Genomic DNA, 25,183 nt, shown 5'->3' with positions numbered 1-25,183 from the left:
ATATGAGATATCTGGCAGATAGGTTTAATTAAAAATAGCAATGTATAAGATTAGAATATAAAAATAAGGAATTTAAATGAAAGAAATTATTATAGAAAAAAATCAGGCAGGACAGAGATTTGATAAATTTCTTTTTAAGTATTTTAAGGAAGCTCCAAGTAGTTTTATATACAAAATGCTTAGAAAGAAAAATATAGTTCTTAATGGAAAAAAATCTGATGGAAAAGATAAGCTAAAAGAAAAAGATAGTATTAAAATTTTTATGGCTGAGGACACCATTGCAAAATTTAAAGGTGAGCATAAAACTAATATAGTTAAGCCTGTTAAGTTAGATATTGTATATGAAGATGACAATGTTTTATTCATAAATAAGCCGGCAGGAATGTTAAGCCAAAAAGCAAATGACAACGATGTGTCTTTAAATGAATACGTTATTTCTTATTTAGTAAATTCAGGTCAGATAACAGAGCAGAACTTAGAAACTTTTAAACCGGCAGTCTGTAACAGATTAGACAGAAATACAAGTGGTTTAATTGTCGCCGGAAAGTCATTGGAAGGATTACAGATAATGTCTAAAATGTTCAAGGAACGTACAATGGATAAGTATTATTTAGCTGTTGTAAGTGGATATGTTGATTCGTCCATGACCATAAAAGGTTATTTAAGTAAGAATAGCAAAACAAACAAGGTTACAATTTCACAGGCTGAAAATAATGGTGACTATATTGAAACGGCTTATGAGCCTTTAGAATATAAGAAGGGATTTAAACAGGCTGGAATTACAGTTCTTAAAGTAAAACTTGTTACAGGCAAGCCACATCAGATTAGAGCGCATTTGGCTTCAATTAATCATCCGATTATTGGTGATTACAAATATGGCAAAAAAGAGATTAACGATAAATACAAAGAAACCTATGGTATAAAAAATCAAATGTTACATTCATGGCAGTTGATTTTTGAAAAGGTAGAGGGTAGTTGCAGGAATTTATCATACAAAACTTTTGTGGCAAGACCTTCAAAAGAATATGCAAATTTCATTGATTTTCAAAACAAATAACGAAACCAAACAGAACAGATTGTAACGAAATTTTTATTTATATATGAACAATTTTGAATAGAGAAAGGAAGAAAAATGGGTACTTGGTCGTCTAGAGGTCTTAGAGGTTCAACTCTTGAAGACATGATTAATATGACAAATGAAAATTATAGAGATAAAAAGCTTGCTTTGATTCAGAAAATACCAACACCTATTACTCCCGTAAAAATAGATCAGCAAACTAGACATATTACATTAGCTTATTTTGAAAAGCAAAGTACAGTTGACTATATTGGAGCTGTTCAAGGAATTCCAATTTGTTTTGATGCTAAAGAGTGCGCTGTTGATACTTTTCCAATGATGAATATTCATGAGCATCAGGTTAAGTTTATGGAAGATTTTGAAGAACAGGGTGGCATATCCTTTATTATATTATTTTATTCCCATAGAAACGAAATTTATTATTTGCCTTTTACACAAATTAAGGCTTTTTATGAGAGAAGCATAAATGGTGGTAGAAAAAGTTTCAGATTTGAAGAAATTGATAAAGAGTTTATTTTAAAAAGTGCTCCGGGAGCACCAGTACATTATTTAGAAGGGATTCAAAGAGATTTATCTCTAAGAGATAACTAAAAAGATATAATTAATATATAGGAAATAACTAACTTGACATAAAATTTAGATTGTTGTAAAATTAATTTCAACTCACTAACATAGTAACGAATTACCACTTTACAACACTAAAGCGAAAACGAAATATACTGGAGGAATTATGAGTAAGGCATTATTACATACTCCTGTTGGAGTAAGAGATGTTTATGGCAAAGAATGTGCTGTAAAATTAACAATAGAAAATAACATTAACAAGGTATTTAATTTATATGGATATCATAACATTCAAACACCTACGTTTGAATTTTTTGATATTTTTAATAAAGAAAGAGGTTCTGTTGCTTCAAAGAATTTGTATAAGTTCTTTGACAGAGAAGGTAATACATTGGTTTTAAGACCTGACATAACTCCTTCAATTGCAAGACTTGCAGCAAAATATTATATGGACGTGAATGTTCCAATTAAGCTTTGTTACAATGCAAATACATACGTAAACAATTCTGAACTTCAGGGAAAATTAAAAGAAAACACACAGCTTGGCTGCGAATTAATTAATGATGATTCTGTTGAAGCAGATGCTGAAATGATAGCCTTAGTTGTTGAATCATTGAAAGCCTCAGGCCTTGAAGAATTTCTTGTAGAAATCGGTCATGTAGATTTTTACAATGGTTTAATTGAAGAAAGCGGCCTTGATGAAGAAGCAGAAGAAAAATTAAGAGAAATGATTGTTAATAAGAACGACTTTGGTGTAGAAGAAATTCTTGATGAAAATATTGTAGTTGGAGAAGTAAAAAATGCTATGTTAAAGTTACCTGAACTTTTCGGTTCAGTAGAAGTGTTAAATACAGCAAAGACTTTAACAACTAATAAGAAAGCATTAGATGCAATTAGAAGATTAGAAAAATTATATGCTATATTAGAAGAATATGGTGTGACAAAATATATTAGTTTTGATTTAGCATCTCTTAGCAATTATGGTTATTACACAGGTATTATTTTTAAAGGTTTTACTTATGGAACAGGTGAACCAATTGCTGCAGGTGGAAGATATGATAAGCTTTTAGCACAGTTTGGTAAAAACGCATCAGCCATTGGTTTTGCAATTTATATGGACCAGATTCTTATTGCACACAGTGGTAAAAACGAAAAAACAGATTACGAATATGAAGTAGTAATTTATGAACCCAAATATAGAAAAAAAGCATTTGTGTACGCAACTGAATTAAGAGATAAAGGTGTCAAAACTGAATTAATGTTAAAGAAAAAAAACATTGACATAGAAGAATATAAGCAGTTTAAGACAGAGGATGGTGCTACAAAAGTAACATATATTAACGAATAAGGCATAAGATTATAGGAGATAAAATGAGATATTTAACTTTCGCTCTAGCAAAGGGCAGATTAGCAAAGACAGCAATGGAAATATTTGAAAAAATAGGTATCCAGTGCGAAGAAATGAAAGATGAAAAAACAAGAAAATTAATTTTTGTTAACGAAGAATTGAAATTACGTTTCTTTTTAGCAAAGGCAAGTGACGTACCTACTTATGTTGAATATGGTGCGGCGGACATTGGTATTGTTGGAAAGGACACAATTTTAGAAGAAGACAGAAAATTATATGAAGTATTGGATTTAGGCTTTGGAAAGTGTAAAATGTGTGTATGCGGACCTGAATCAGCAAGGGAATTGCTTAATAATCACGGTATGATTCGTGTGGCTTCAAAGTACACAAAGATTGCCAAAGATTATTTTTATAATAAAAAACATCAGACTGTAGAAATTATCAAACTTAACGGTTCTGTAGAACTTGCACCAATTGTAGGTTTGTCAGAAGTAATAGTTGATATTGTTGAAACAGGTACAACCCTAAAAGAAAACGGGTTAGGTGTTTTAGAAGAAGTTTGTCCATTATCAGCCAGAATGGTAGTTAATCAGGTAAGCATGAAAATGGAAGATGAACGAATTAGAAAAATAATTGCTGATTTAAAGGAAGTAATCAACAATTAAAAATTTATTACTAAGTGGATTTGCAGTTAAAAATACAATATAGCAAAAATATTATTGTTTTGGGAAAGGTGATATACATGAGAATTGTAAAATTAAATGAAGATTCAAAGAAAAATATTTTAGAGGATTTATTAAAAAGAAGTCCTAACAACTATGATCAGTATGCAGACAGCGTAAATGAAATTCTTTCTAATGTAAAAGAAAATGGCGATAAGGCTATTTTTGATTACACAAAGAAATTTGACGGTGCGGATATTAACGCTGAAAATATTTTGGTTACAAAAGAAGAAATACAGGAAGCGTATGATTCATTAGAAAACAAAGAATTAGTAGATATTATTAGAAAATCATTAAATAATATAAAAGTTTATCACGAAAAGCAAAAACAATATAGCTGGTTTGATTCAAAGCCTGATGGCTCTTTACTTGGACAGAAAGTTACACCTATTGCAAGAGTGGGTGTTTATGTACCGGGGGGCAAGGCAGCTTACCCATCATCTGTTTTAATGAACGTTATACCGGCAAAAGTTGCAGGCGTTGAAGAAATTGTTATGGTTACACCACCTGGAAAAGATGGAAAAGTTAATCCTAACACATTAATTGCTGCAAATGAAGCAGGCGTTGATAAGATTTATAAAGTTGGTGGGGCACAGGCTATTGGTGCTTTAGCTTACGGAACTGAATCTATTAAGAAAGTAGACAAAATTGTTGGCCCTGGTAATATTTTTGTTGCTCTTGCAAAGAAAGCAGTATTTGGCTTTGTAAGTATTGACTCAATTGCAGGTCCTAGTGAGATTTTAGTTTTAGCAGATGAAACAGCTAATCCAAAATATGTTGCTGCTGATTTACTTTCACAGGCTGAACATGATGAACTTGCATCGGCAATTTTAGTTACTACAAGTGAAGAACTTGCTAATGAAGTTTCAAAGTGGGTAGACAAGTTTGTAAAAGAACTTAGCAGAACAGAAATCATGGAAAAATCTTTAGAAAATTATGGTTATATTCTTGTTGCTGAAACTATGGATGATGCCATTGATGCAGCAAATGAAATAGCATCAGAACATTTAGAAATTTTAACAAAGAATCCGTTCGATACAATGACAAGAGTAAAAAATGCAGGTGCCATGTTCCTTGGTGAATACAGTTCTGAACCTTTGGGAGATTATTTTGCAGGTCCAAACCATGTTTTACCAACAAATGGAACAGCAAAATTCTTCTCACCACTTAGTGTTGATGATTTTATTAAGAAATCAAGTATTATTTCATTCTCAAGAGAAGCACTTGAACCAATGAGTCAGGATATTCAGAAATTTGCTAAGGCTGAAGGATTAACAGCTCATGCAAACTCAATTAAAGTCAGATTTGATGACTAAATAGATAATCAAATAAGTCTCTTGTTTTAGAGATATTAAACTTTTGTTTTAACAGAAAGGAATATTAAATGAGTAGAATAGGTAAATGTGTTCGTAATACAAGTGAAACGCAAATAGAAATTTCCATTAATTTAGACGGTAGTGGAATATCAAATATACATACAGGCATTGGTTTCTTTGACCACATGCTTATAAGTTTTGCAAAACATGGTTTCTTTGATTTAGACGTTAAGGTCAATGGCGATTTGTATGTGGATTGTCATCATACAATTGAAGATACAGGTATCACTCTTGGCATGGCTATAAAAGAAGCTTTGGGAGACAAGAAATCAATTAAGCGTTATGGCAACATAATTTTACCAATGGACGAGTCATTGGTTTTATGTGCTCTTGATTTGTCAGGCAGACCATATCTTGTTTTTAAGGGGGAATTTACAACAGATAAAGTTGGTGATTTTGATACAGAAATGGTTAAGGAATTTTTCCATGCAATTACTTATGGGGTAGGAATGAATTTGCATATTAATATTTTAGAACCGGGCAATAATCATCATATGATTGAAGGCATATACAAAGCTTTTGCGAAAGCTCTTGACCAGGCAACTTTATTTGATGACAGAATTAAAGACGTATTATCTACGAAAGGAACATTATAATGAATTACATAAATTTAATTCCTTCAATTTATTTATTTGAAGGTAAGGTGGTAAATAAAGATACAAAGGAAGTTATTGGTACAGGTAATCCTGTAGAAATAGCAACTGTTTATGACAATAATGGAGCAGATGAACTTCTTGTTTTTGACATTTCTTCAAATGACAGTGAACACGAAGCAAATATTAGTGCCATGATTAATATTGCAGACTCTGTTGATATACCAATGCTTGTTGGTGGCAATATTAAAAGACTTGAAGATGTTAAAAAATACATTTATACAGGTGCTAAAAAGGCTGTACTAAATGTTGATACAGATATGCATCTTTTAGAAGAAGCTTCAAGCAGATTTGGTAGCGATAACATAGCACTTATTTCAAATTATAATTTGTCAGAAGATATTGAGAAGAAAATTTCATTAGTAATTACTACAAAAGAAAATATTGAGTCATTGAAAGATGTGCTCTATATAAGCAACAATGTTGAAGCTGTAGCAGACAATAAATGTTACGGTGTTTGCTCTGAGACATTTGTAAATGATTTTGACTTTATGAAATATAAAAAAGAATTAAAGGAAAAGGGCATTAAGGTTAATGTTTTTGAAAGTCCTATGAAGTTTGCTGATTTTAAGACAAATTCAGACGGTATGATTCCTGTTGTAGTTCAGGATTATAAAACTAACAAGGTTCTTATGTTGGCTTATATGAATGAAGAGGCATTTAATAACACAATCGAAACAGGCAAAATGACTTATTTTAGCAGAAGCCGTAATGAACTTTGGGTAAAGGGTGAAACATCAGGTCACTACCAGTATGTTAAGGAACTTGCTATGGATTGCGATTTGGACACAATGCTTGCAAAAGTAAGACAGGTTGGTGTGCCATGTCACACAGGAGCAGATACATGTTTCTTTAATAATCTTGTGAAAAAAGAATATGACGATACTAATCCAATGAAAGTATTTGAAGATGTATTTAACGTAATTTTGGATAGAAAAGAGAATCCAAAAGAAGGGTCTTACACTAATTACTTATTCCACAAGGGCATCGACAAGATTCTTAAGAAAGTAGGAGAAGAAGCAACAGAAATTGTTATAGCTGCTAAGAATCCTGATCCACAGGAAGTAAAATATGAAATATCTGATTTCTTATATCATGTAATGGTACTTATGGCTGAAAAAGGAGTAAGCTGGAAGGAAATTACAAAAGAATTATCAAGAAGATAGCAATGAATAATAAATTTTCATGTAACGGAAATTTTATACTACATAAAAAGGTCTAAATCAATTGTGTAAAACAATAATGGTTTTAGACCTTTTATTTATGGAATAAGAAATTTATCCGTGATTTCTTATATAATCAAATCCTTTGGCAAATTATTTTTTATAAGATTCACATAATCTTTTTCGCTATTAAATTTTTTCATAACATCAATTCCAGAATTAACGATAGGAATGTGGTGGTTGTCCGCCCCGGCAGTCATTGGCAGATTATATTTTTTTGCGTACATGTATGCCTGGTCGTTTTCGTCCTGATTATTTTTAGCATTAAATATTTCTACGCCGTTTACATAGTTTGGAAATAATCTGATTTCAGGTATATAAGGTCTGTCCCTAAAAGGATGTGCATGAATTACCATTCCGCCGGCATCATTTACCGCCTGAAACTGTTCTTTAATTGTCCAATATTCCATTTCGGGATGTTCAATCATCCACTGTTTATCTAAACCGTAAATTAGAAAATCCTGTCCATCATAAGTTTCTTCCCAACCAAAGAAAACCTGAAGACCAATTTTATCGCCTGTTTTTTTTGCTTCTTCGTAACCTCGTGAAAACATATTAATTCTATTAATCCAAGGAAAGTTATGAGGGATATTAGAATTGCCTCTAAAAAAATGATCCGTAACAAATATACCTGTATAGCCTAATTTCTTAAATTCTATAGCTGTTTCACTGCCTGAAATAGAAGCACAGGCACTGGCAGCGTTTGTATGTAAGTGAGTTTCGTATTTATACATTGTTTTTTCCTCTATATTTTAATATTTATAAGTATAACATATTTCAGCAAAAAGTTTATGGCAAAATACTACATATAAATTGTGAAAAAACTTAATCTGTATTATAATATAAATACTTATGTAAAAATTTCGTCATTTTATTTTGATGGGGAAATAATAAACTATTTAAGAGGAGTTTTAATGAGAAAATTAGCACTTAGTGATGAAATACTAATGAAAATAGAAAAGCCATCTATGTATATAGGTGGAGAAGTTAATATGATAAAAAAAGATCCTAAAAAAGTAGACGTTCGATTCGCAATGGCATTTCCTGATGTTTATACAATTGGGATGTCTCATTTAGGAATTCAGATTATATATGATTTATTAAACAGACGTGATGATATTTACTGCGAAAGAGTTTATTCTCCATGGGTTGATTTAGATAAAATCATGCGAGAGGAGCACATACCATTATTTGCACTGGAGTCTCAGGAACCTGTAAAGAATTTTGACTTTTTAGGCATTACTCTTCAGTACGAAATGTGTTACACAAATATTTTGCAGTTACTTGACTTAAGCGATATACCGTTTTTGTCAGTTGATAGAAGTGAAGATGATCCAATTGTTATTGGTGGTGGGCCATGCACTTATAATCCTGAGCCTATAGCAGATTTCTTTGATATCTTTTATATGGGTGAAGGTGAAACAGAATATTACCATTTAATTGATTTGTATAAAGAAAACAAAGCTAATGGTGGTACAAGAAGAGAGTTTCTTGAAAAAGCAGCAAACATACCATGTATGTATGTGCCTATGTTTTATGATGTTTCTTATAATGAAGATGGAACGATTAAGGAAATGAAATGCAATAATCCAAATATTCAGGATGTAATAAAAAAAGATATTGTTCTTGATTTTGATAATGTATGCTATCCTGATAAGCCTGTAGTACCTTTTACAAAAATTGTTCAGGACAGATGTGTTCTTGAAATTCAAAGAGGCTGTATTAGAGAGTGTAGATTCTGTCAGGCAGGTTCAGTGTATAAGCCTTTAAGGGAAAAAAGTCTTGAGACATTAAAAGAAATTGCTCTTACCCAGTTACAAAGTACAGGCCATGATGAAATATCATTAAGTTCTCTTAGTACAAGTGATTATAGCAAGTTAAAGGAATTGATAGATTTCCTAATTGAAGAATGTAAGAAGAAAAAAATAAATATTTCATTACCTTCTCTTAGAATTGATGCTTTTTCTCTTGATGTTATGAGTAAGGTTCAGGATGTGAAAAAGAGTTCAATTACTTTTGCACCTGAAGCAGGAACTCAGAGAATGAGAAATGTAATCAACAAAGGTCTTACAGAAGAAAATATTTTAAATGGCTGTAAACAGGCATTTATAGGTGGTTGGAATAAGGTAAAATTATACTTTATGTTAGGTCAGCCAACGGAAACAAATGATGATGTAGACGGTATCATGGATTTGTGCGAAAAAATTGCTGAACTTTATTATGAAACAGTTCCAAAAGAAGAACGACATGGAAAGTGCCAGATTACAGCAAGTACCTCATTTTTCGTGCCAAAGCCATTTACACCTTTTCAGTGGGCACCAATGTGTACAGCTAAAACATTTTTAGATAAGGCTCACAAAGTAAATGACAAAATGAAAACTTTATTAAACAGAAAAAGTATCAGATATCACTGGCATGAATCTGACATTAGTATTTTGGAAGGTTTACTTGCAAGAGGTGATAGAAAATTATCAAAAACTCTTTTGAGAGTATACGAAAAAGGTGGTATTTATGATGCCTGGTCAGAGTATCACAACAGACAGATTTGGGACGAGGCAATTGAAGAAACTAATATAGACATGGATTTCTATATTACAAGAGAACGTAGCGATGACGAAATATTCCCTTGGGATTTTATAGATACAGGAGTAACAAAGAGATTTTTATTAAACGAATGGCACAATGCTCAAAATGAAAAAGTAACTCCGAACTGTAGAATGCAGTGCTCAGGTTGCGGAGCTGCAAGTTTTGGAGGAGGTGTATGTTTTGAAAATTAGAATTAGATTTGAAAAACAGGGCCAAATGAAATTTATAGGTCATTTGGATATGGTTAGATATTTTCAAAAAGTTATGAGACGTGCCAATGTTGATATTTGTTATTCAGAAGGCTTTTCCCCACATCAGAAAATGTCTTTTGCTGCCCCTTTAAGTGTTGGCGTAATTAGCAAAGGAGAGTATTTTGATATTGAGGTAAACAGCTCTCTTTCAAGTAAAGAAATGATTAAAAACATCAATGCTCAAAATGTAGAGGGTGTAAAAGTTGTAAGTTATAAAGAGTTACCAGAGGGTGCAAAAAACGCCATGTCAATTGTGGCAGGAGCAGATTATTTTGTTTACACAGACTTATTTACCGAAGAACAGGTTAATGACTTTTATGCACAGGATGAAATCAACATTCTTAAGAAAACAAAGAAAAGTGAGAAAATAGTAGACATAAAGCCAATGATTCATGAAATGAAGTTTAATGAAGATGGTATTTTTATGAAAGTATCTCAGGGGAGTGCGGCTAACCTGAAACCTGATTTGGTAATGAGTGCATTAGAACAGTTTACAGGAGCTAAGTTACCGGAATTTGTTCAATATGAGCGTTTGGATATGTATTGTTTAGAAAATGATAAATTGGTTTCTCTTAGTGAAATTGGAGGAAACATTGAGTAATATTTTAGTAGTATCAAAAGTAAGAAATAAAATATTAGGTTTTCAATTTGAAGAAAATAAATTAAGTAGAATTTATAATTTGGAAAACAAATCTCTTGTTGGAAACATTTATGTTGGTTACGTTAAGGATATTGTAAAAAATCTTAATGCGGCTTTTGTGGAAATTGATGGCGAAAGTAAAGGTTTTTTATCTCTCAAAAATTATCCTCATAAAATAAAACAGGGTGACAAAATTCTTGTTCAGGTAGCCGGTGATAAGGTTAAGACTAAGGATTATCTTCTTACCTGGAAACTTAATATTTCTGTTGGTAGTGTTATTTTGACTGTTGGAAACAATAATTTTAGTATTTCAAAAAAAATAGATGACAGTTTGTTAAGAGAACAGTACAAGAATAGTTTCTCCCATTTCTGTACTGATGAATATGGTTTTATTTTAAGAACAAATGCCCAAAGCAAAGACTTAAAGAATTTAGAAAATAATATAAATGAAGCTATTGAAATATACAATCAAACAGTTAATAAATTTAATTTCTTAAAGGCTAAAACCCTTGTTTACAAAAAAGATAAACAGTTGGAAGTACTTGAAGATTTTGTATTAAAAAAAGATGGTATGGTTATTACAGATGTTGAACAGATATATGAAAGCTTGAAAGCAGCAGATATTTGTGCTTCTTTTAACGACGAAAAGAAAATAAATCTTATTAATAAATATTCTTTGGAAAAACATTTGAAAAACAGTTTAAACAGGCATGTCTGGTTGAAATCAGGCGGTTATTTGATAATAGAACATACTGAGGCGATGACTGTAATTGACGTTAACACAGGTAAGGCTGATTTCAAATCAAACAGAGATAAAACCATACAGAAAATTAATGAAGAGGCTGCAAAAGAAATTTCAAGACAGCTGCAAATTAGAAATATATCAGGAACAATTATTGTTGATTTTATTGGTTCAGATGAATTAAAAAACGGAAATCTTATAGCTGTAATGAGGCAGGAAGTTAAGAAAGATTATGTAAGTTGTAGTGTTGTTGATATTACAAAACTTGGTTTAATGGAAATAACAAGAAAGAAACAGGAACAGCCATTATATGAAATATTTAGTGAAGCTAAATGATAATTAAAGTGTCTTTTCTAAAGAGAAAAGTTACGGAAAGGAATTTGCTTATGAGAAAATTAAAAAAAATAGCATATTTATTTTTGACAGTAATTATATGTGTAATATTTATTGGATGTGGAAAAAAAGTCAAAAAAAACTCCACAGTTGATTTGTCATGGTATATTAACTTTTCATGGTTTTCAGGTGACTGGGGAAATAATATGGTTTCAAAAGCTATCACAGAAAAAACAGGTTGCTCCATATCTTTTGTTACACCAACAGGTGATCCTAACGAAAAATTAGATGCAATGATTTCCAGTGATACTTTGCCTGACCTTATAACGTTAGGCTGGTGGGAATCTGGAATTGCTCAGATGATAAATGAAGGGAAGGTTTATGCTTTAGATGAACTGTCAGAAAAATATGATACATATTTTATGAAAGTAGTAGATGATGCAGTTGTGAGCTGGCATAAGAGCGATGATGGGCATTTATATAAATATCCAAACTCTGCATGTGCCCCTTCTGATTACAGCAAGTACGATAATTTAGCTTCCAATGAGACTTTTTTAGTAAGAAAAGATATATATGAGGCAATTGGTTCACCAGACATGACAACTCCTGAAGGGTTTGAAAAAGCTGTTGAGAAAGCTGCCAAAATGTATCCTACCGTAGATGGAAAAGAAATGATACCGGTGGGATGTACCCAATTTAATGACAGAGGTTGTGATTCTTTTGACAATTATCTTTTAGATTTTCTTGCAGTTCCTTATACAGACAAAAATGGTAATGCCATTGACAGACTAAAAGACGAAAGTTATGTTGCATGGCTTAAAACCTATAATCGTCTTGCCCGTAAAGGTTTGTTAAAAGATGATATTTTTGTTGATTCAAGAGCGCAAATGTCAGAGAAAATACTAAATGGTCAGTATTTTTGTATGATTTATCAATACACTGACATAGCTGACCAGGAAAAAGCTTTATACAAAGAAAATCCTGATAGCATTTACATAGCTGTAGATGGCCCGAAAAATTTAACTGGTGATGATTATACACTGCCGGGTACAAGTGTAAATGGTTGGACAGTTACATTAATTTCAAAAAACTGCAAGAATCCTGATAAAGCTATTAAACTTTTGTCCTATTTAATTAGTGAAGAAGGTCAGAAAATGACATGGCTGGGTGTAAAAGGTAAAACTTGGGATTATAATGAAGAAGGCCGGCCTGAAATGAAAAAAAAAGTAAAAAAATTACTATATTCAGACAGAACAACTTTTGATAAAAAATATGGTGCTGATTCATGTTATTGGATGATGCAAAACGATGCAATGGGTGCACAGTGGATTAAAGACGATGAGGATAATCCGGTAACCCAGTTGAAGCAATGGACGCTTCCATATACTACCTATGTAGGGCAGTATACAATAACATTAGATGATTCAACAAAAATAGGAAAAACAAAGAATTCAATTGAAGGTTTGTGGGGAGCAACACTTCCTAAATTATTGCTGGCAAATAGTGACAAAGAATTTGACAGTATATACAACACGTTTATGAAAAAAAGGTACAATATGGGCTTTGAACAGGTTTTAAAGGCGTATACGAAACAGATGAAAATTAACATAAAAAAATTAGGATTGGATAAATGAAAAATAAGAAAATAAGAATTTCATTATGTAATAAAATAATACTTATAATTGTAGTTGCCTTATTTGTATGTACCTGTCTTTGGACATCTGTTATGTTTTTTAATATTTCGAATAATGCCAGAGAAGTAGCATTAACTGACGAAAAAAACAATATGTATAATGTTTCGGCTCAGTTAAAAGATGTTGAAGAAACCTGCTATCTGGTAAGACAGTTAGTTTTGCAGAAAAACAGAATTTTTGAATATATTCAGAAGGTACAAAATAACCAGGATTACAAAGGTGTTGAAAAATTAGATTTTTATAAAAATGAAATTGGCTCAATAGATGCAATGGTAGATATTAATCCATACATATATAATGTTAAGGTTTATGCCAATGCAAATGTTACTGAAAAAGCTCCAAGTTTTTATAAACTTAACCGTTTGCAGCAACAGGAATGGTCAAATAGTTATGAAAATAATAAATGGGTGTTTGATTATAAGGAAAACAAGTATGGAGTAATTGGTAAAACACGACTGGCAGCTATTATAAAAAATGTTACTGATGAAACAGGAAGATTGGTTGCTGTAGTAGAAGTGTCTACGGAATTAAAAAATTTATTTTTGGACTTTGACAAAAACGATAACAATGAATTTACATGTTTTATTTCAAATAAAGGTGAAGTCTATGCTTCAGGTAAAAATAAGAAAACAGTAGATGAGAATATAAATGAAGTTAAACAAATTTGTAAATCAGATAAAAATAATACAATTACAAGAAAATTTAATGGTGAAACATCAATAGTTTCTACAGTATACTCTAATTCTTTAGGTGGAACTTATGTTAGAATTGTTGGCACAAAGAAAATTGTTAATTCCTATTATAAAAGTCAGCTTCTTTATTTTATAGTTGTATTTCTATCAATGATTGTCTTTATTTTTATTGTGGCAATTTTAATAAAGAATTCTTTTTCAAGATTTAATAACCTAACAAAAGAAGTAAGTGAAATAAAAAATGGCAACATCATTAAATTAACTGAAAAGGGTAATGATGAAATATCAGAGTTAGGTAAACAAATTAATAAAATGGTATATTCTCTGGAAAAATTAAATGAAGAGAATATTGAAAGACAGTTGCTTGCCAAAAATGCAGAGATACGTTCCCTTCAGAACCAAATTAATGCACATTTTATGTATAATGTTTTGGAAACAATAAAAATGATGGCTGAAATAAAAGAAGAATATGTAATCAGTGACGCAATTACTACTTTAGGAAATATGTTTAGATATAGTATGAAATGGTCATCAGGAATGGTAGAATTAAAACAGGAAATTCTTAACATACAAAATTATTTAAGTTTAATGAATTTAAGACAGGATTACGAAATCTTTTTGTCGTTAAATGTACCGGCAGAACTTTTACATATCAAAATTCCTAAAATGTCCCTGCAGCCAATTGTTGAAAATTCTGTAAATCATGGTATCGAGGAAATGGCTGAGGACACTACAATTTACATAAAAGTTTTTAAAGAAGAAAATAATGTTATAATTGAAGTATCTGATATGGGAATTGGTATGAGTCAGGAAAAACTTAATGAATTAATTAGAAGCATTAATTCAAAAGAACAGATTTCGGATGACAAAGAACATGGAAGAGCTTTGTATAATGTTCAGCAGAGAATAAAGATGTATTTCGGAAAAGAATATGGTTTGCAGATTTTTTCTCAGGAAGGTGCTTATACAAAAGTTTCAATATGTATTCCGAATGATGAAACATTGTAATTCTTAAACAAAACTTAAGAAAAATTTTTGAAAGGTTCGGTATTAATATGAAAACACTTTTGTTAGTGGAAGACGAAAAACTAATAAGACAGGGAATCCGCTCTATGATTGAACGTTCGGGTGTAGATATTGAAGAAATTATTGAGTGTAATAACGGAGAAAAAGCATTAGAAGTTTTAAAAGAACAGCCAGTGGACGTAATGTTTACAGACATTAGAATGCCTAAAATGGACGGCATAACATTGGTAGGCGAAGTACAAAAATTGGATGAAAAACCACTTATAGCTGCAATTAGTGGCTTTGATGAGTTTGATTATGCAGTAGAAATGCTTAGAAATGGTGTTAAGGAATATATTCTAAAGCCTGTTGATAGAAACAAAATACAGGAAGTATTGGAAAAATTTGACAGTATAATAAATGAAAGAGAAAATCAGCAGAAAAAAAATAAAAAGAACGCATACAGACAACTTCAGTATATGTTATTTTATGATACTGTTACAGACGTTGAAATTGAAAATATCTGTCTCATAGTTAACCAATACATACCTTTAAGTAATTTCATTGTTTTTTGTTTCGGAAAGAAAGAAGAGGACATTGATTTAACTGTTACTAATAAGTATTATTATGTTCAGGGGCAGGAGTATTTGGATATTATTATATGTAATCCAAAATACAAAGACGAAGTCTTAAAAAAATTGGAAAATCATAATATTGGCATAAGCAATGTATATTACAATTTTATGGATGTAAGACAGGCATTTTGTGAAGCTGCTGAAATGCGTAGAACAGCATTTGAAACCTGTACACCAATTGTGGATGCTACTACATATACAGTAATGGAAAAAGAATACGGTTATGGTGTTAAGTTGATGATGCAAACAGCAAATCTTATCTGTTCAAACAAATTAAATGAAGCTTTGGAACAGTTGGAGATATTTGTTGAAGGTGTGAAGAATAGAAAGTATCCAATAAATGAATTTCAGGAACAAATGAAGCTTATTATTTTAACTACAATGAAAGTTTACGAGAAATCATTAAAAAACAAGGAACATGAAGTTTTCGAACTTCTTGATATTTTTTCATACCAGAATATTGATGAATACATGGATGTTGTACGTGGTTGGATTAAAGGTTTTGATGAACTGGTAAGTGACAACATTGATGAACAGAAAACAGGCTTAAAAATGCAAAAAGCCATTGAATACATAAAAGAAAATTATGCTACAGATTTGAATATGGCAGTAGTTTCAAATTATATATCAATGAATTATTCACTGTTTTCATTTAATTTCAAGCAATACACAGGTACCAATTTCGTAAATTATCTAAAGAATTTCAGAGTGGGACAGGCAAAGAAACTTTTAACAGAAACAGATATGAAGGTAAATGAAATTTCAAGAGCTGTTGGTTACGAGCATGAGAAACATTTTATGAAAACTTTTAAGAGTATAACCGGTCTTACACCATCACAGTACAGAAATAATCTAGGTTAGTCTTATAACAGGTTAATCTTATAATACGAAATAAGGACTGTAAGACATAGATAACATAAGAATTTTAACAGTTTTATGTTAGGTAGATAAAAAGGAGATATTATGAAAAAAGGAAAAAAAAAGATGCTAATAAAGATTTTATGTGTAATTATATTTTTAGGCGTAATTGGAACATTAACAGTTGTAGGAATTAATTTATACGTTACAGGTTCTGTAAAAAGCAGAATAGTTACAGTTGAAAAATGCAAGAATTTAGATGCTGACTGCATAATAGTTCTTGGAGCAGGAATCAGAAAAGACGGTAGTCCTACATGGATTTTAGAAGACAGAATTATTGTGGGAGACCAATTATACAAAAATGGTGCCGCATCAAAAATCATTATGTCAGGCGACCATGGCAGAGCCAACCATGATGAAGTCAATACAATGAAAGACTATGCAATTAATGAAAATGTACCATCTGAAGATATTTTTATGGATCACGCAGGCTTTGAGACTTATGATACAATGTACAGAGCCAAAAATGTTTTTGGAGCAAAAAAAGTTGTTATAGTAACTCAAAAATATCATCTATACAGAGCACTCTATATTGCAAAGAAAGTTGGGTTGGATGCTTATGGTGTACCATGCGATTTAAGAAAATATAGCAAGAAAATGACTTATTGGCGATTTAGAGAGTGTTTTGCCAGAGTTAAATCATTTGGTAAATGCATTACAAAGCCTACTTCTAAATATTTAGGAGACAAAATAGATTTAACAGGCAGTGGCGATGTGACAAACGACAAATAATAATATATACAATTAATATTATTGGTAAAACAAAAATAGGGACAGGGAGATTATTATGGACAAGAAATCAATTAATGAATTAAGAAGAAGACTTAAAAAAGACGGTTGTACCTTTACAAAAATATGCGGCTGCTACATTGACGATAACAAAAATAAAGTAACTAATTTGGACGAAATATTTTTAAATCTTGAAGATGAAGAATACTTTAAATATTTAGAAATTGCAAAAAAAGTTTTGTCAACAAACGTGGGAAATAATATCTTAGAACTTAATTTTCCATTAGAAGAAGAAAAGCCGGGTGGCCATCAGCAGTTTCTTTTAGGACTAAAGAAAAGTGGTTTGAAGGATCAGGGGATTCTTGATACTTTTTACGATATGGTAATTGAAAAATACAATTCTCTTGGCAATTACTTAATTTTATTGTTCCATGACGTATACGATGTTATGACAAAAACAACAGATAACAATAAACTTGATGAGTCAGAAGAAGTTTACGAATATATAATTTGTGCCATTTGCCCTATGGTTTTATCAAAGCCGGGACTTGGCTATAACAAGGATAAAAATAAAATAAGCACATTAAATCGTGAGTGGTTTGTGGGAATGCCTGAAACAGGTTTTGTTTTCCCTGCATTTATTGATAGAAGCAGTGATATTCACTCAGTTTTAATGTATACTGCCGACTCAAAAAATGTTCATACAGAGATGATTGAAGATATTCTTGGTTGTAGAGAAAAATTAACATATGCTCAACAACAGGACGTTCTAACAGACATGGTACTTGAAGTTACAGGCGAGGATATGGTAAAAGATGTAATGGATACTGTAAACATTGAACTTGCTCAAGTTTCAGATGAAAATCCTGAATCTTACGTGTCAAAAGAACATATAAAAAGTGCTTTAGAACATGCAGGCATTGCAGAAAACAAAGCTGTAAACATTGGTGATCAATATATGTCATCAATTAATACAGAAGAAGTTCCATTAATCGGCGATATTGTTCCAAACAAAGCACAAAAAATTGTTAAGGATAATAATGAAAAAGAGCTTCTCAAAGAAGAAATTAAAGATTTAAATAGAAAAATTGCCTCAATAGAGGAGACAAATGATAACAATGAACAATTGACTGTTGATGAAGGTGAAATAATAATCACTGTTAATTCAGAAAAGAAAGAGTTAATTCGAAGAGAAAACATTGACGGTGTTAATTGTGTGGTTATTCCGGTTTCGGAATCTGACCATGTAAAAATAAATTAATTAAAGGAGGAAGTTATATGAAAAAACGTATAACAAAAATTGCAGCATTATTATTAGCTGTAATTATGGTATTTACAGGCTGTGCACAGGTTGATGTAAACATGAAACTTAATTCAAACGGTACAGGTAATGCAGAAATGCTAATCACTATTAATAAGTCACAGGCAAACGAAGCACTTAAAAAAATGGGGGCAACTGATTCCGAGATTAATAATTTTTGGAGAGAATATCAAAATCAGCTTAAAGAAAATACCGCATCAAGCAATGTAACATATAGTGAGGAAGTTATTGATGGAAAATCTTACATAAAACTTCAGAATAAGCAAACATTAAGAAAAGGCAAGCTGACTGTTGATTATGGTGCAGGTCCAAACAGTTATTTATCAACTGAAACAGTTTATCAGTTAATTAAACCTGAAACTGTAGACAGTGCTGCGGATTTATCTGCAGTAAACACAGATGATATTGAAATGAATATTACATTTACTTTCCCAAAAGAAATTGTATCAACTAACGGTACATTATCTGCAGATAAGAAAACAGTATCATATAAGGTGGCATTAGACAAAACAACAGAACTTTTTGCTACAACAAATAAAAATGAAACAATGGCAAGTGTTAAAGCAAAAATTAAGAAGGCAAACACAATTGCAAATACAAAAATAACTAAAACAAAAGTTAAGAAAACTTCAGCTAAGGCAAAGACTACATCGGCTACAATTAAATTCAAGAAAGTAAGTGATGCAGTTTCTTATGAAGTTCAGTGTTCAACAAGTAAAAAGTTTACAAAGGCAAAAACTTTAACTACAAAGAAAACTTCTTATACAGTTAAGAAGCTTAAAAAAGGCAAGAAATATTATGTAAGAGTTAGAGCTAAGAAGTTGAATCTTATTGAAGATGATGTTTACAGTAAGTGGGTGAAAAAGTCTTTTAAGGTTAAGGCAAATAAAAAAGCAAAAAAATAAGTAAAAAACAACATGAAAAAGTTTGACAAGTAAATTAGTGTATGCTATTATACTATGGTATGCCGCTCAGTGTGGTTATAAGTATTGCTTTTGCAATCACCGAAACTGGCGAGTAATGAGTAATAGGAGGTGCCCATAATGTACGCAATTATAGCAACAGGTGGTAAACAGTACAAAGTTTCAGAAGGCGAAACTATCAAGGTAGAAAAGCTTGGTGCTGAAGCTGGTTCTAAGTTTACTTTTGATCAGGTTCTTTATGTTGACGGTAAAGTTGGAAATCCAACAGTTGAAGGAGCTACAGTTGAAGCTACAGTAGTTGGAGATGGTAAGGCTAAGAAAGTTATCGTTTACAAGTATAAGAGAAAAACTGGTTATCATAAAAAGAATGGTCATAGACAGCAGTATACAGCAGTTACAATCGACAAGATTAACGCTTAATCAGGTGGTTTTATGACAAGAATAACCATTTATTGCAGAGACAATACATACATTGGCTTTTGTATGGAAGGACATTCCGGATATGCAGATGCAGGAGAAGATATTGTTTGTGCAGGACTATCAGTTCTCGCTATTAATTTTGTGAATTCAATTGAACAGTTAACATCAGATGAATATACTCAGTTTGAGCATGAAGACGATGGTATAATAGATTTTGAATTTTCCAATAATATTAGTAAAGAAGCTGAACTTTTAATAAAGTCTTTAGTTTTAGGACTAGAGCAGTTAGAGAAAGAATACAAAGATTTTATAACATTAGATTATAAGGAGGTATAGCTATGATGAAGATGAACCTTCAGTTCTTCGCTCATAAAAAAGGTATGGGTTCTACAAAGAACGGTAGAGACTCAGAATCAAAGAGACTTGGCGCTAAGAGAGCAGACGGACAGTTTGTTAAGGCTGGAAACATTCTCTATAGACAGCGTGGAACAAAGATTCACCCAGGCGTAAATGTTGGACGTGGTGGTGACGATACATTATTTGCTACTTCAGACGGAATCGTAAGATTTGAAAGAAAAGGTAGAGACAGAAAGCAGGTTTCTGTATACCCTGTAGCTGAATAATTAAACACAGACACTATTAGGCTTCAAGTCAGTTTTGATTTGAAGCCTATTTTAACATTAAAAGGTAACTCATTATTTATATTAACAATACAATCGTGGAGGATTATTATGTTTGCAGATTTTGCAAAAATTTTCATACAGTCAGGAAAAGGTGGAGATGGACATGTATCTTTCAGACGTGAAATATATGTTCCAAATGGTGGTCCTAATGGCGGAGACGGTGGAAAAGGCGGAGACGTTATTTTTCAGGTAGATAAAGGACTTAACACTTTATATGAATTTAGACATAAACATAATTTTAAAGCAGAGCCGGGACAGGAAGGTGGCAAGCAGAACAAAACAGGAAAAAACGGTGCAGACCTTATTATAAAAGTTCCTGAAGGAACAATTGTCAGAGAAGAAGAAACAGGAAAAATCGTAGCAGATATGAGTGGTGATAATCAGAGAATGATTATCTTAAAAGGTGGTCGCGGTGGTAAAGGAAACCAGCATTATGCAACAGCAACAATGCAGGCACCACAGTATGCACAGCCTGGACAAAAGAGCATGGAATTAAATGTTACACTTGAACTTAAAAGTATTGCAGACGTTGGTCTTGTAGGATTTCCAAATGTTGGTAAATCGACTTTGCTTTCAAGAGTAACAAATGCAGATCCAAAGATTGCCAATTATCATTTTACAACATTAAATCCAAACCTTGGTGTTGTAGATTTAGATGGTGGAAAAGGATTTGTTATTGCTGATATACCGGGACTTATTGAAGGTGCTTCAGAAGGTGTCGGGCTGGGACATCAGTTTTTAAAACATATTGAAAGAACAAAAGTTATTATTCATATGATTGATGCAGCCTCAGTAGAAGGTAGAGACCCAATAGCTGATATTAAGGCAATTAATAATGAATTAGAAAAATATAATCCTGATTTATTAAAAAGACCACAGGTTATTGCAGCTAACAAAATTGATGCAATTTATGGTGATACAAATGAAGTAATCGACAAAATTAAAGCTGAATTTGAACCTGATATTAAGGTTTATCCTATATCGGCAGTTAGTGGTAAAGGCTTAAAAGAACTTCTTTTCTATGTAAGAAGTTTATTAGATCAGTTTGATGATGCACCTGTTGTATACCAACAGGAATATAATCCTGAAGACTACATTATTACATCAGAATTACCATACACAGTTGAAAAAGTTGAAGATGGTTTATATGCTGTTGAAGGACCAAAAATCGAAAGAATGCTTGGTTATACTAACCTTGAGTCTGAAAAAGGCTTCTTGTTCTTCCAGAAATTTATGAAGGACAATGGTATTCTCGAACAGTTAGAAGAATTAGGAATTGAAGAAGGTGACACAGTTAAGTTATACGGTCACCAGTTTGAATATTACAAGTAAGGAGTAGATTATGAATAGCAAACAAAGAGCTTATTTACGAAAAATCTCTGCTACAATCGATCCAATTTTTCAGGTTGGAAAATCTGCTGTAACACCTGAAATTACAGCTGCAATTGATGAAGCATTAGAGAAACGTGAAATTATAAAGTTAAATGTTTTGAAAAACTGCTTATATGAACCAAAGAACATTGCAGAGGTTATTGCTGACAGAACCCGTTCTACAGTTGTTCATGTAATCGGAAGAAAAATTGTCTTATATAGACCTGCAAAGGATGAAAAAGACAGAAAGATTATTCTTCCATAAGTTTAGTGGAGTTATTATGAAAATAGGAATTTTAGGTGGTACATTTGATCCCATTCATAAGGCACATATATATATGGCAAAAGAAACTTTAAAACAGCTTAAGTTAGATAAAGTATATATCATGCCTTCACCATGTCCACCACACAAAAATACAAAAAATATTACATCAGATTTTCATCGTGTAAACATGATTAAGTTGGCGGTAGCTAATGAAAAAAATGTTGAGTTTTTTGACTACGAGTTAAAGAACCACTTAAGTTACACAGCTGACACTTTAACCAAACTAAAATCAGAGCATAAAGAAGATGATCTTTATTTTATAATTGGCGGCGATTCTGCTGCAACTTTTACTAGCTGGTATCAGCCAGCTGTGATTCTAAAAAATGCCAATTTGGTTATTGTTAATAGAAAGGATGAAAATCAATTTAATATAGAAAGTATAGTTGAAAAGATTAAAGAAGAAGTGGCTGCTAATGTTTATTTACTTAATGTTAAGGAGTCTGATATTTCATCCAGTGATATACGAACACAAAAAATAGAAGCTGCAAAAGATTTATTGCCTAAAGGTGTATATGAGTATATTGTAGAAAATAATCTCTATACAGATGGAAATATAAATAAGGCATGGTCTCTTAGCAAAATTAAGGCAGATTTGAAAAATGTCTTAAACAAACACAGATATGAACATACTTTAGGTGTGGCAGAAACAGCAAAGAAAATGGCAGAAGCCTTTAACGTTAATCCAAATACAGCGTATTTAGCCGGTATATTACATGACTGTGCTAAATACTATTCAGATTCACAGTTACTTAAATGTTGTAAGGATAACAATATTTTAGTGACAGACTATGAAGAAAAAGCACCATATCTTCTGCATGGAAAAGTTGGCGCTTTTATTGCAAAAACAAAATATGGTATAGTAGATGAGAATGTTTTAAATGCTGTTATTTGGCATACTACCGGTAAGGAAAACATGTCTGATTTAGAAAAAATAATTTTCTGTGCTGACTATATTGAACCAGGTAGAATTGTGCAGCCTAATTTAGAATATCTAAGAAGCATTTCGCTTCAAAATTTAGATTTGCTGACTTATAGTATTTTAAAAGATACATTGGATTATTTGAAAAGTAAAAATCAAATTATTGACAGCTACACGCAGAAAGCATTTGACTACTATAAAAACAAATTAGGAGAATAAAATGGAATCAAGAGAATTAGCAAAAATTGCATATAATGCATTAGATGAGAAAAAGGGAATTAATATTTCAATTATTGATATTTCAGAAATTTCAACTTTAGCTGATTATTTCATTATTGCAGGCGGTAATAACGAAAATCAGGTTAAGGCATTAGCTAACAGCGTTGAAGAAGAAATGTATAAAGTTGACTGCAAGCCAAAACATATTGAAGGTTTTGATAACGCTAATTGGATATTAATGGATTTTAGTGATATTATTGTTCATGTTTTTAATGAAGAAGACCGATTATTCTATGATTTAGAAAGAATCTGGCGTGATGGAAAACATTTGGAAGTTACAGATTTATAAAATTATCTATAGAAATTTAGATAACGTTTCTTTTATAATATTAGGTTTATAAAATTATATTAATAATTAAAATTTAAGATATTGTATTTTTTACGTTAGATGTATTTGTTTATATAATTTTCAGTATATTATTGTATTTATTAGGAGGAAAAAATATGTGGGCATATGAAAGTGTTTTTTATCAAATATATCCTTTAGGATTTTGTGGCGCACCTTTGGAAAATGATGGCAACTTACAGCATCGTATTAAAAAAATACATGACTGGATTCCACACATAAAGAAAGTTGGTGCAAATGCAATTTATTTTTCTCCGCTATTTGAGTCAGATACTCATGGATATAATACAAGAGATTACAAAAAGATAGATGTAAGATTAGGCACAAATGAAGATTTTAAAGCGTTGTGTGAGGATTTACACAATAATGGCATAAAAGTTGTTTTAGACGGTGTTTTTAATCATGTGGGACGTGGATTTGAACCATTTATGGATGTATGTAAGAATAGAGAAAATTCACCATACTTAAACTGGTTTCACATAGACTTAAACGGCAATTCCAACTATAATGACGGCCTATGGTATGAAGGTTGGGAAGGCAACTATGATTTAGTTAAATTAAATCTTCAAAATAACGATGTTGTGGAATATTTATTAGATGCTGTTTCTTTTTGGATAAATGAATTTGGCATAGATGGCATCAGATTAGATGTTGCATATTGCCTTGACTTTGATTTCTTAAGAAGATTAAGACGACATGTTGATTCTTTAAAAGAAGATTTCTTTTTAGTTGGAGAAATGCTTCATGGTGACTATAACCAGAGAATGAATGATGAAATGCTTAATTCAGCAACAAATTATGAATGTTATAAAGGTCTTTATTCAAGTTTTAACAGTATGAATATGTTTGAGATTAATCATTCATTGCTACGTCAGTTTGGACCTGAGCAATGGACATTGTATAAAGGAAAACATTTATTGTCTTTTGTGGACAATCACGATGTTACAAGAGTTGCAAGCATTCTGACAAATGAAAAACATTTACCACTTATATATGCCTTAATGTTTGGCATGCCGGGGATACCATGTGTTTATTATGGCAGCGAATGGGGAACAAAGGCAGATAAGTCTCAGGGAGATCCTGCACTTAGACTTTCATTTGACCAACCGGAATTTAATGAACTTACACAATTTATCAGTAATTTAAGTGCAGCAAAGAAAAACAGTGTTGGCTTAAATTATGGTGATTTTACATCAGTGCTTTTAACAAATAAACAGTGTATTTTTAAGCGCGCTACTGAAAATGAAACAGTTTATGTTTGCATTAACGCAGAAGAAAATGCCTTTGATGCATACTGTGAAGTGAAAAATCACACATATACGGATTTAATTACAAATACACCTATGGAAATAGGAGAATGCTTTAAAATGCCGGGATATAGTGCATTTTATTTAATGAATTAAGTTT

General features: G+C 31.6%; 25 protein-coding genes. 24 read left to right on the top strand and 1 reads right to left on the bottom strand.

The window, feature by feature from the left end:
- Window positions 1–76 precede the first annotated feature (76 nt).
- From DWZ69_RS06480 to hisIE, 7 genes are all read left to right on the top strand, one after another.
- A complete protein-coding gene (locus DWZ69_RS06480; protein ID WP_118436516.1) occupies window positions 77–1,057 on the top strand; it encodes an RluA family pseudouridine synthase in 981 nt (326 codons plus the stop codon).
- A gap of 75 nt (window positions 1,058–1,132) precedes the next feature.
- Window positions 1,133–1,669: a Holliday junction resolvase RecU gene (locus tag DWZ69_RS06475; RefSeq protein ID WP_117999631.1), complete on the top strand. Its 537-nt coding sequence runs from the start codon at window positions 1,133–1,135 to the stop codon at window positions 1,667–1,669.
- Window positions 1,670–1,808: 139 nt separating this feature from the next.
- Window positions 1,809–2,990, top strand: coding sequence for an ATP phosphoribosyltransferase regulatory subunit (gene hisZ / locus DWZ69_RS06470; protein ID WP_118436514.1), 1,182 nt, complete (start codon window positions 1,809–1,811; stop codon window positions 2,988–2,990).
- A gap of 23 nt (window positions 2,991–3,013) precedes the next feature.
- Entirely contained in the window at window positions 3,014–3,655 is a 642-nt protein-coding gene (gene hisG, locus DWZ69_RS06465) for an ATP phosphoribosyltransferase (RefSeq protein WP_118436512.1), read from the top strand.
- 77 nt (window positions 3,656–3,732) lie between these two features.
- On the top strand, window positions 3,733–5,028 hold the full coding sequence (gene hisD, locus DWZ69_RS06460; RefSeq protein WP_117999628.1) for a histidinol dehydrogenase: 1,296 nt from the start codon (window positions 3,733–3,735) through the stop codon (window positions 5,026–5,028).
- Window positions 5,029–5,096: 68 nt separating this feature from the next.
- Window positions 5,097–5,684 (top strand): imidazoleglycerol-phosphate dehydratase HisB, encoded by a 588-nt coding sequence (hisB, locus tag DWZ69_RS06455; protein ID WP_117999627.1) that lies wholly within the window; start codon window positions 5,097–5,099, stop codon window positions 5,682–5,684.
- Window positions 5,684–6,907, top strand: a complete 1,224-nt coding sequence (gene hisIE, locus DWZ69_RS06450; RefSeq protein WP_117999626.1) for a bifunctional phosphoribosyl-AMP cyclohydrolase/phosphoribosyl-ATP diphosphatase HisIE — start codon at window positions 5,684–5,686, stop codon at window positions 6,905–6,907. Before hisB ends, hisIE begins: the two co-directional genes overlap by 1 nt.
- Window positions 6,908–7,032: 125 nt before the next feature.
- Here the strand turns inward: hisIE and DWZ69_RS06445 are convergent, their stop codons facing one another.
- The gene (locus DWZ69_RS06445; RefSeq protein ID WP_117999625.1) at window positions 7,033–7,698 is read right to left on the bottom strand and encodes a PHP domain-containing protein; all 666 of its coding nucleotides are present in this window, start codon (window positions 7,696–7,698) and stop codon (window positions 7,033–7,035) included.
- A gap of 180 nt (window positions 7,699–7,878) precedes the next feature.
- Here DWZ69_RS06445 and DWZ69_RS06440 point away from each other — a divergent pair, with 180 nt between their 5' ends.
- From DWZ69_RS06440 to DWZ69_RS06360, 17 genes are all read left to right on the top strand, one after another.
- Window positions 7,879–9,741: a TIGR03960 family B12-binding radical SAM protein gene (locus DWZ69_RS06440; protein WP_117999624.1), complete on the top strand. Its 1,863-nt coding sequence runs from the start codon at window positions 7,879–7,881 to the stop codon at window positions 9,739–9,741.
- The gene (locus tag DWZ69_RS06435; protein WP_118436511.1) at window positions 9,731–10,402 is read left to right on the top strand and encodes a TIGR03936 family radical SAM-associated protein; all 672 of its coding nucleotides are present in this window, start codon (window positions 9,731–9,733) and stop codon (window positions 10,400–10,402) included. The genes DWZ69_RS06440 and DWZ69_RS06435 overlap by 11 nt, the downstream gene beginning before the upstream one ends.
- Window positions 10,395–11,519: a ribonuclease E/G gene (locus DWZ69_RS06430; RefSeq protein ID WP_158573367.1), complete on the top strand. Its 1,125-nt coding sequence runs from the start codon at window positions 10,395–10,397 to the stop codon at window positions 11,517–11,519. The genes DWZ69_RS06435 and DWZ69_RS06430 overlap by 8 nt, the downstream gene beginning before the upstream one ends.
- Window positions 11,520–11,569: 50 nt before the next feature.
- Window positions 11,570–13,150: an extracellular solute-binding protein gene (locus DWZ69_RS06425; protein WP_158573366.1), complete on the top strand. Its 1,581-nt coding sequence runs from the start codon at window positions 11,570–11,572 to the stop codon at window positions 13,148–13,150.
- A complete protein-coding gene (locus tag DWZ69_RS06420; RefSeq protein WP_118436506.1) occupies window positions 13,147–14,910 on the top strand; it encodes a sensor histidine kinase in 1,764 nt (587 codons plus the stop codon). The genes DWZ69_RS06425 and DWZ69_RS06420 overlap by 4 nt, the downstream gene beginning before the upstream one ends.
- A 47-nt stretch (window positions 14,911–14,957) precedes the next feature.
- A complete protein-coding gene (locus DWZ69_RS06415; protein ID WP_118436504.1) occupies window positions 14,958–16,403 on the top strand; it encodes a response regulator in 1,446 nt (481 codons plus the stop codon).
- A gap of 102 nt (window positions 16,404–16,505) precedes the next feature.
- Window positions 16,506–17,192, top strand: coding sequence for an ElyC/SanA/YdcF family protein (locus DWZ69_RS06410; RefSeq protein WP_118436502.1), 687 nt, complete (start codon window positions 16,506–16,508; stop codon window positions 17,190–17,192).
- A gap of 55 nt (window positions 17,193–17,247) precedes the next feature.
- Window positions 17,248–18,450, top strand: a complete 1,203-nt coding sequence (locus DWZ69_RS06405; protein WP_118436500.1) for a DUF4317 domain-containing protein — start codon at window positions 17,248–17,250, stop codon at window positions 18,448–18,450.
- A 17-nt stretch (window positions 18,451–18,467) separates the two neighbouring features.
- On the top strand, window positions 18,468–19,415 hold the full coding sequence (locus DWZ69_RS06400) for a fibronectin type III domain-containing protein (RefSeq protein WP_118436498.1): 948 nt from the start codon (window positions 18,468–18,470) through the stop codon (window positions 19,413–19,415).
- A 138-nt stretch (window positions 19,416–19,553) separates the two neighbouring features.
- A complete protein-coding gene (rplU, locus tag DWZ69_RS06395; RefSeq protein WP_022164756.1) occupies window positions 19,554–19,853 on the top strand; it encodes a 50S ribosomal protein L21 in 300 nt (99 codons plus the stop codon).
- Between the two features lie 12 nt (window positions 19,854–19,865).
- Entirely contained in the window at window positions 19,866–20,189 is a 324-nt protein-coding gene (locus DWZ69_RS06390) for a ribosomal-processing cysteine protease Prp (RefSeq protein ID WP_117999616.1), read from the top strand.
- Window positions 20,190–20,191: 2 nt separating this feature from the next.
- The gene (rpmA, locus tag DWZ69_RS06385) at window positions 20,192–20,476 is read left to right on the top strand and encodes a 50S ribosomal protein L27 (protein WP_117999615.1); all 285 of its coding nucleotides are present in this window, start codon (window positions 20,192–20,194) and stop codon (window positions 20,474–20,476) included.
- Between the two features lie 108 nt (window positions 20,477–20,584).
- Window positions 20,585–21,868 (top strand): GTPase ObgE, encoded by a 1,284-nt coding sequence (gene obgE, locus DWZ69_RS06380; RefSeq protein WP_118436496.1) that lies wholly within the window; start codon window positions 20,585–20,587, stop codon window positions 21,866–21,868.
- Window positions 21,869–21,878: 10 nt separating this feature from the next.
- Window positions 21,879–22,172 carry a ribosome assembly RNA-binding protein YhbY gene (gene yhbY / locus DWZ69_RS06375; protein ID WP_022166145.1) on the top strand — a complete coding sequence of 98 codons (294 nt, stop codon included), beginning with the start codon at window positions 21,879–21,881 and terminating at the stop codon, window positions 22,170–22,172.
- 16 nt (window positions 22,173–22,188) lie between these two features.
- Window positions 22,189–23,370 (top strand): nicotinate (nicotinamide) nucleotide adenylyltransferase, encoded by a 1,182-nt coding sequence (gene nadD / locus DWZ69_RS06370; RefSeq protein ID WP_158573365.1) that lies wholly within the window; start codon window positions 22,189–22,191, stop codon window positions 23,368–23,370.
- Window position 23,371: 1 nt separating this feature from the next.
- A complete protein-coding gene (gene rsfS / locus DWZ69_RS06365; protein ID WP_022166148.1) occupies window positions 23,372–23,719 on the top strand; it encodes a ribosome silencing factor in 348 nt (115 codons plus the stop codon).
- A gap of 155 nt (window positions 23,720–23,874) precedes the next feature.
- A complete protein-coding gene (locus DWZ69_RS06360; protein ID WP_118436493.1) occupies window positions 23,875–25,179 on the top strand; it encodes an alpha-amylase family glycosyl hydrolase in 1,305 nt (434 codons plus the stop codon).
- Window positions 25,180–25,183 lie beyond the last annotated feature (4 nt).

Origin of the sequence: Eubacterium sp. AF34-35BH, assembly GCF_003477765.1 — a bacterium.
Lineage (GTDB): Bacteria > Bacillota > Clostridia > Lachnospirales > Lachnospiraceae > Eubacterium_G.
The sequence above is the reverse complement of the archived record's forward strand: the minus strand, read 5'-3'. Positions and strand labels throughout refer to the sequence as shown.

Bases quoted from the DNA above. Each gene is read 5' to 3' on its own strand.
- DWZ69_RS06480 (WP_118436516.1), top strand. From the start codon at position 77: ATGAAAGAAATTATTATAGAAAAAAATCAGGCAGGACAGAGATTTGAT.
- DWZ69_RS06475 (WP_117999631.1), top strand. From the start codon at position 1,133: ATGGGTACTTGGTCGTCTAGAGGTCTTAGAGGTTCAACTCTTGAAGAC.
- hisZ (WP_118436514.1), top strand. From the start codon at position 1,809: ATGAGTAAGGCATTATTACATACTCCTGTTGGAGTAAGAGATGTTTAT.
- hisG (WP_118436512.1), top strand. From the start codon at position 3,014: ATGAGATATTTAACTTTCGCTCTAGCAAAGGGCAGATTAGCAAAGACA.
- hisD (WP_117999628.1), top strand. From the start codon at position 3,733: ATGAGAATTGTAAAATTAAATGAAGATTCAAAGAAAAATATTTTAGAG.
- hisB (WP_117999627.1), top strand. From the start codon at position 5,097: ATGAGTAGAATAGGTAAATGTGTTCGTAATACAAGTGAAACGCAAATA.
- hisIE (WP_117999626.1), top strand. From the start codon at position 5,684: ATGAATTACATAAATTTAATTCCTTCAATTTATTTATTTGAAGGTAAG.
- DWZ69_RS06445 (WP_117999625.1), bottom strand. From the start codon at position 7,698: ATGTATAAATACGAAACTCACTTACATACAAACGCTGCCAGTGCCTGT.
- DWZ69_RS06440 (WP_117999624.1), top strand. From the start codon at position 7,879: ATGAGAAAATTAGCACTTAGTGATGAAATACTAATGAAAATAGAAAAG.
- DWZ69_RS06425 (WP_158573366.1), top strand. From the start codon at position 11,570: ATGAGAAAATTAAAAAAAATAGCATATTTATTTTTGACAGTAATTATA.
- DWZ69_RS06420 (WP_118436506.1), top strand. From the start codon at position 13,147: ATGAAAAATAAGAAAATAAGAATTTCATTATGTAATAAAATAATACTT.
- DWZ69_RS06415 (WP_118436504.1), top strand. From the start codon at position 14,958: ATGAAAACACTTTTGTTAGTGGAAGACGAAAAACTAATAAGACAGGGA.
- DWZ69_RS06410 (WP_118436502.1), top strand. From the start codon at position 16,506: ATGAAAAAAGGAAAAAAAAAGATGCTAATAAAGATTTTATGTGTAATT.
- DWZ69_RS06405 (WP_118436500.1), top strand. From the start codon at position 17,248: ATGGACAAGAAATCAATTAATGAATTAAGAAGAAGACTTAAAAAAGAC.
- DWZ69_RS06400 (WP_118436498.1), top strand. From the start codon at position 18,468: ATGAAAAAACGTATAACAAAAATTGCAGCATTATTATTAGCTGTAATT.
- rplU (WP_022164756.1), top strand. From the start codon at position 19,554: ATGTACGCAATTATAGCAACAGGTGGTAAACAGTACAAAGTTTCAGAA.
- DWZ69_RS06390 (WP_117999616.1), top strand. From the start codon at position 19,866: ATGACAAGAATAACCATTTATTGCAGAGACAATACATACATTGGCTTT.
- rpmA (WP_117999615.1), top strand. From the start codon at position 20,192: ATGATGAAGATGAACCTTCAGTTCTTCGCTCATAAAAAAGGTATGGGT.
- obgE (WP_118436496.1), top strand. From the start codon at position 20,585: ATGTTTGCAGATTTTGCAAAAATTTTCATACAGTCAGGAAAAGGTGGA.
- yhbY (WP_022166145.1), top strand. From the start codon at position 21,879: ATGAATAGCAAACAAAGAGCTTATTTACGAAAAATCTCTGCTACAATC.
- nadD (WP_158573365.1), top strand. From the start codon at position 22,189: ATGAAAATAGGAATTTTAGGTGGTACATTTGATCCCATTCATAAGGCA.
- rsfS (WP_022166148.1), top strand. From the start codon at position 23,372: ATGGAATCAAGAGAATTAGCAAAAATTGCATATAATGCATTAGATGAG.
- DWZ69_RS06360 (WP_118436493.1), top strand. From the start codon at position 23,875: ATGTGGGCATATGAAAGTGTTTTTTATCAAATATATCCTTTAGGATTT.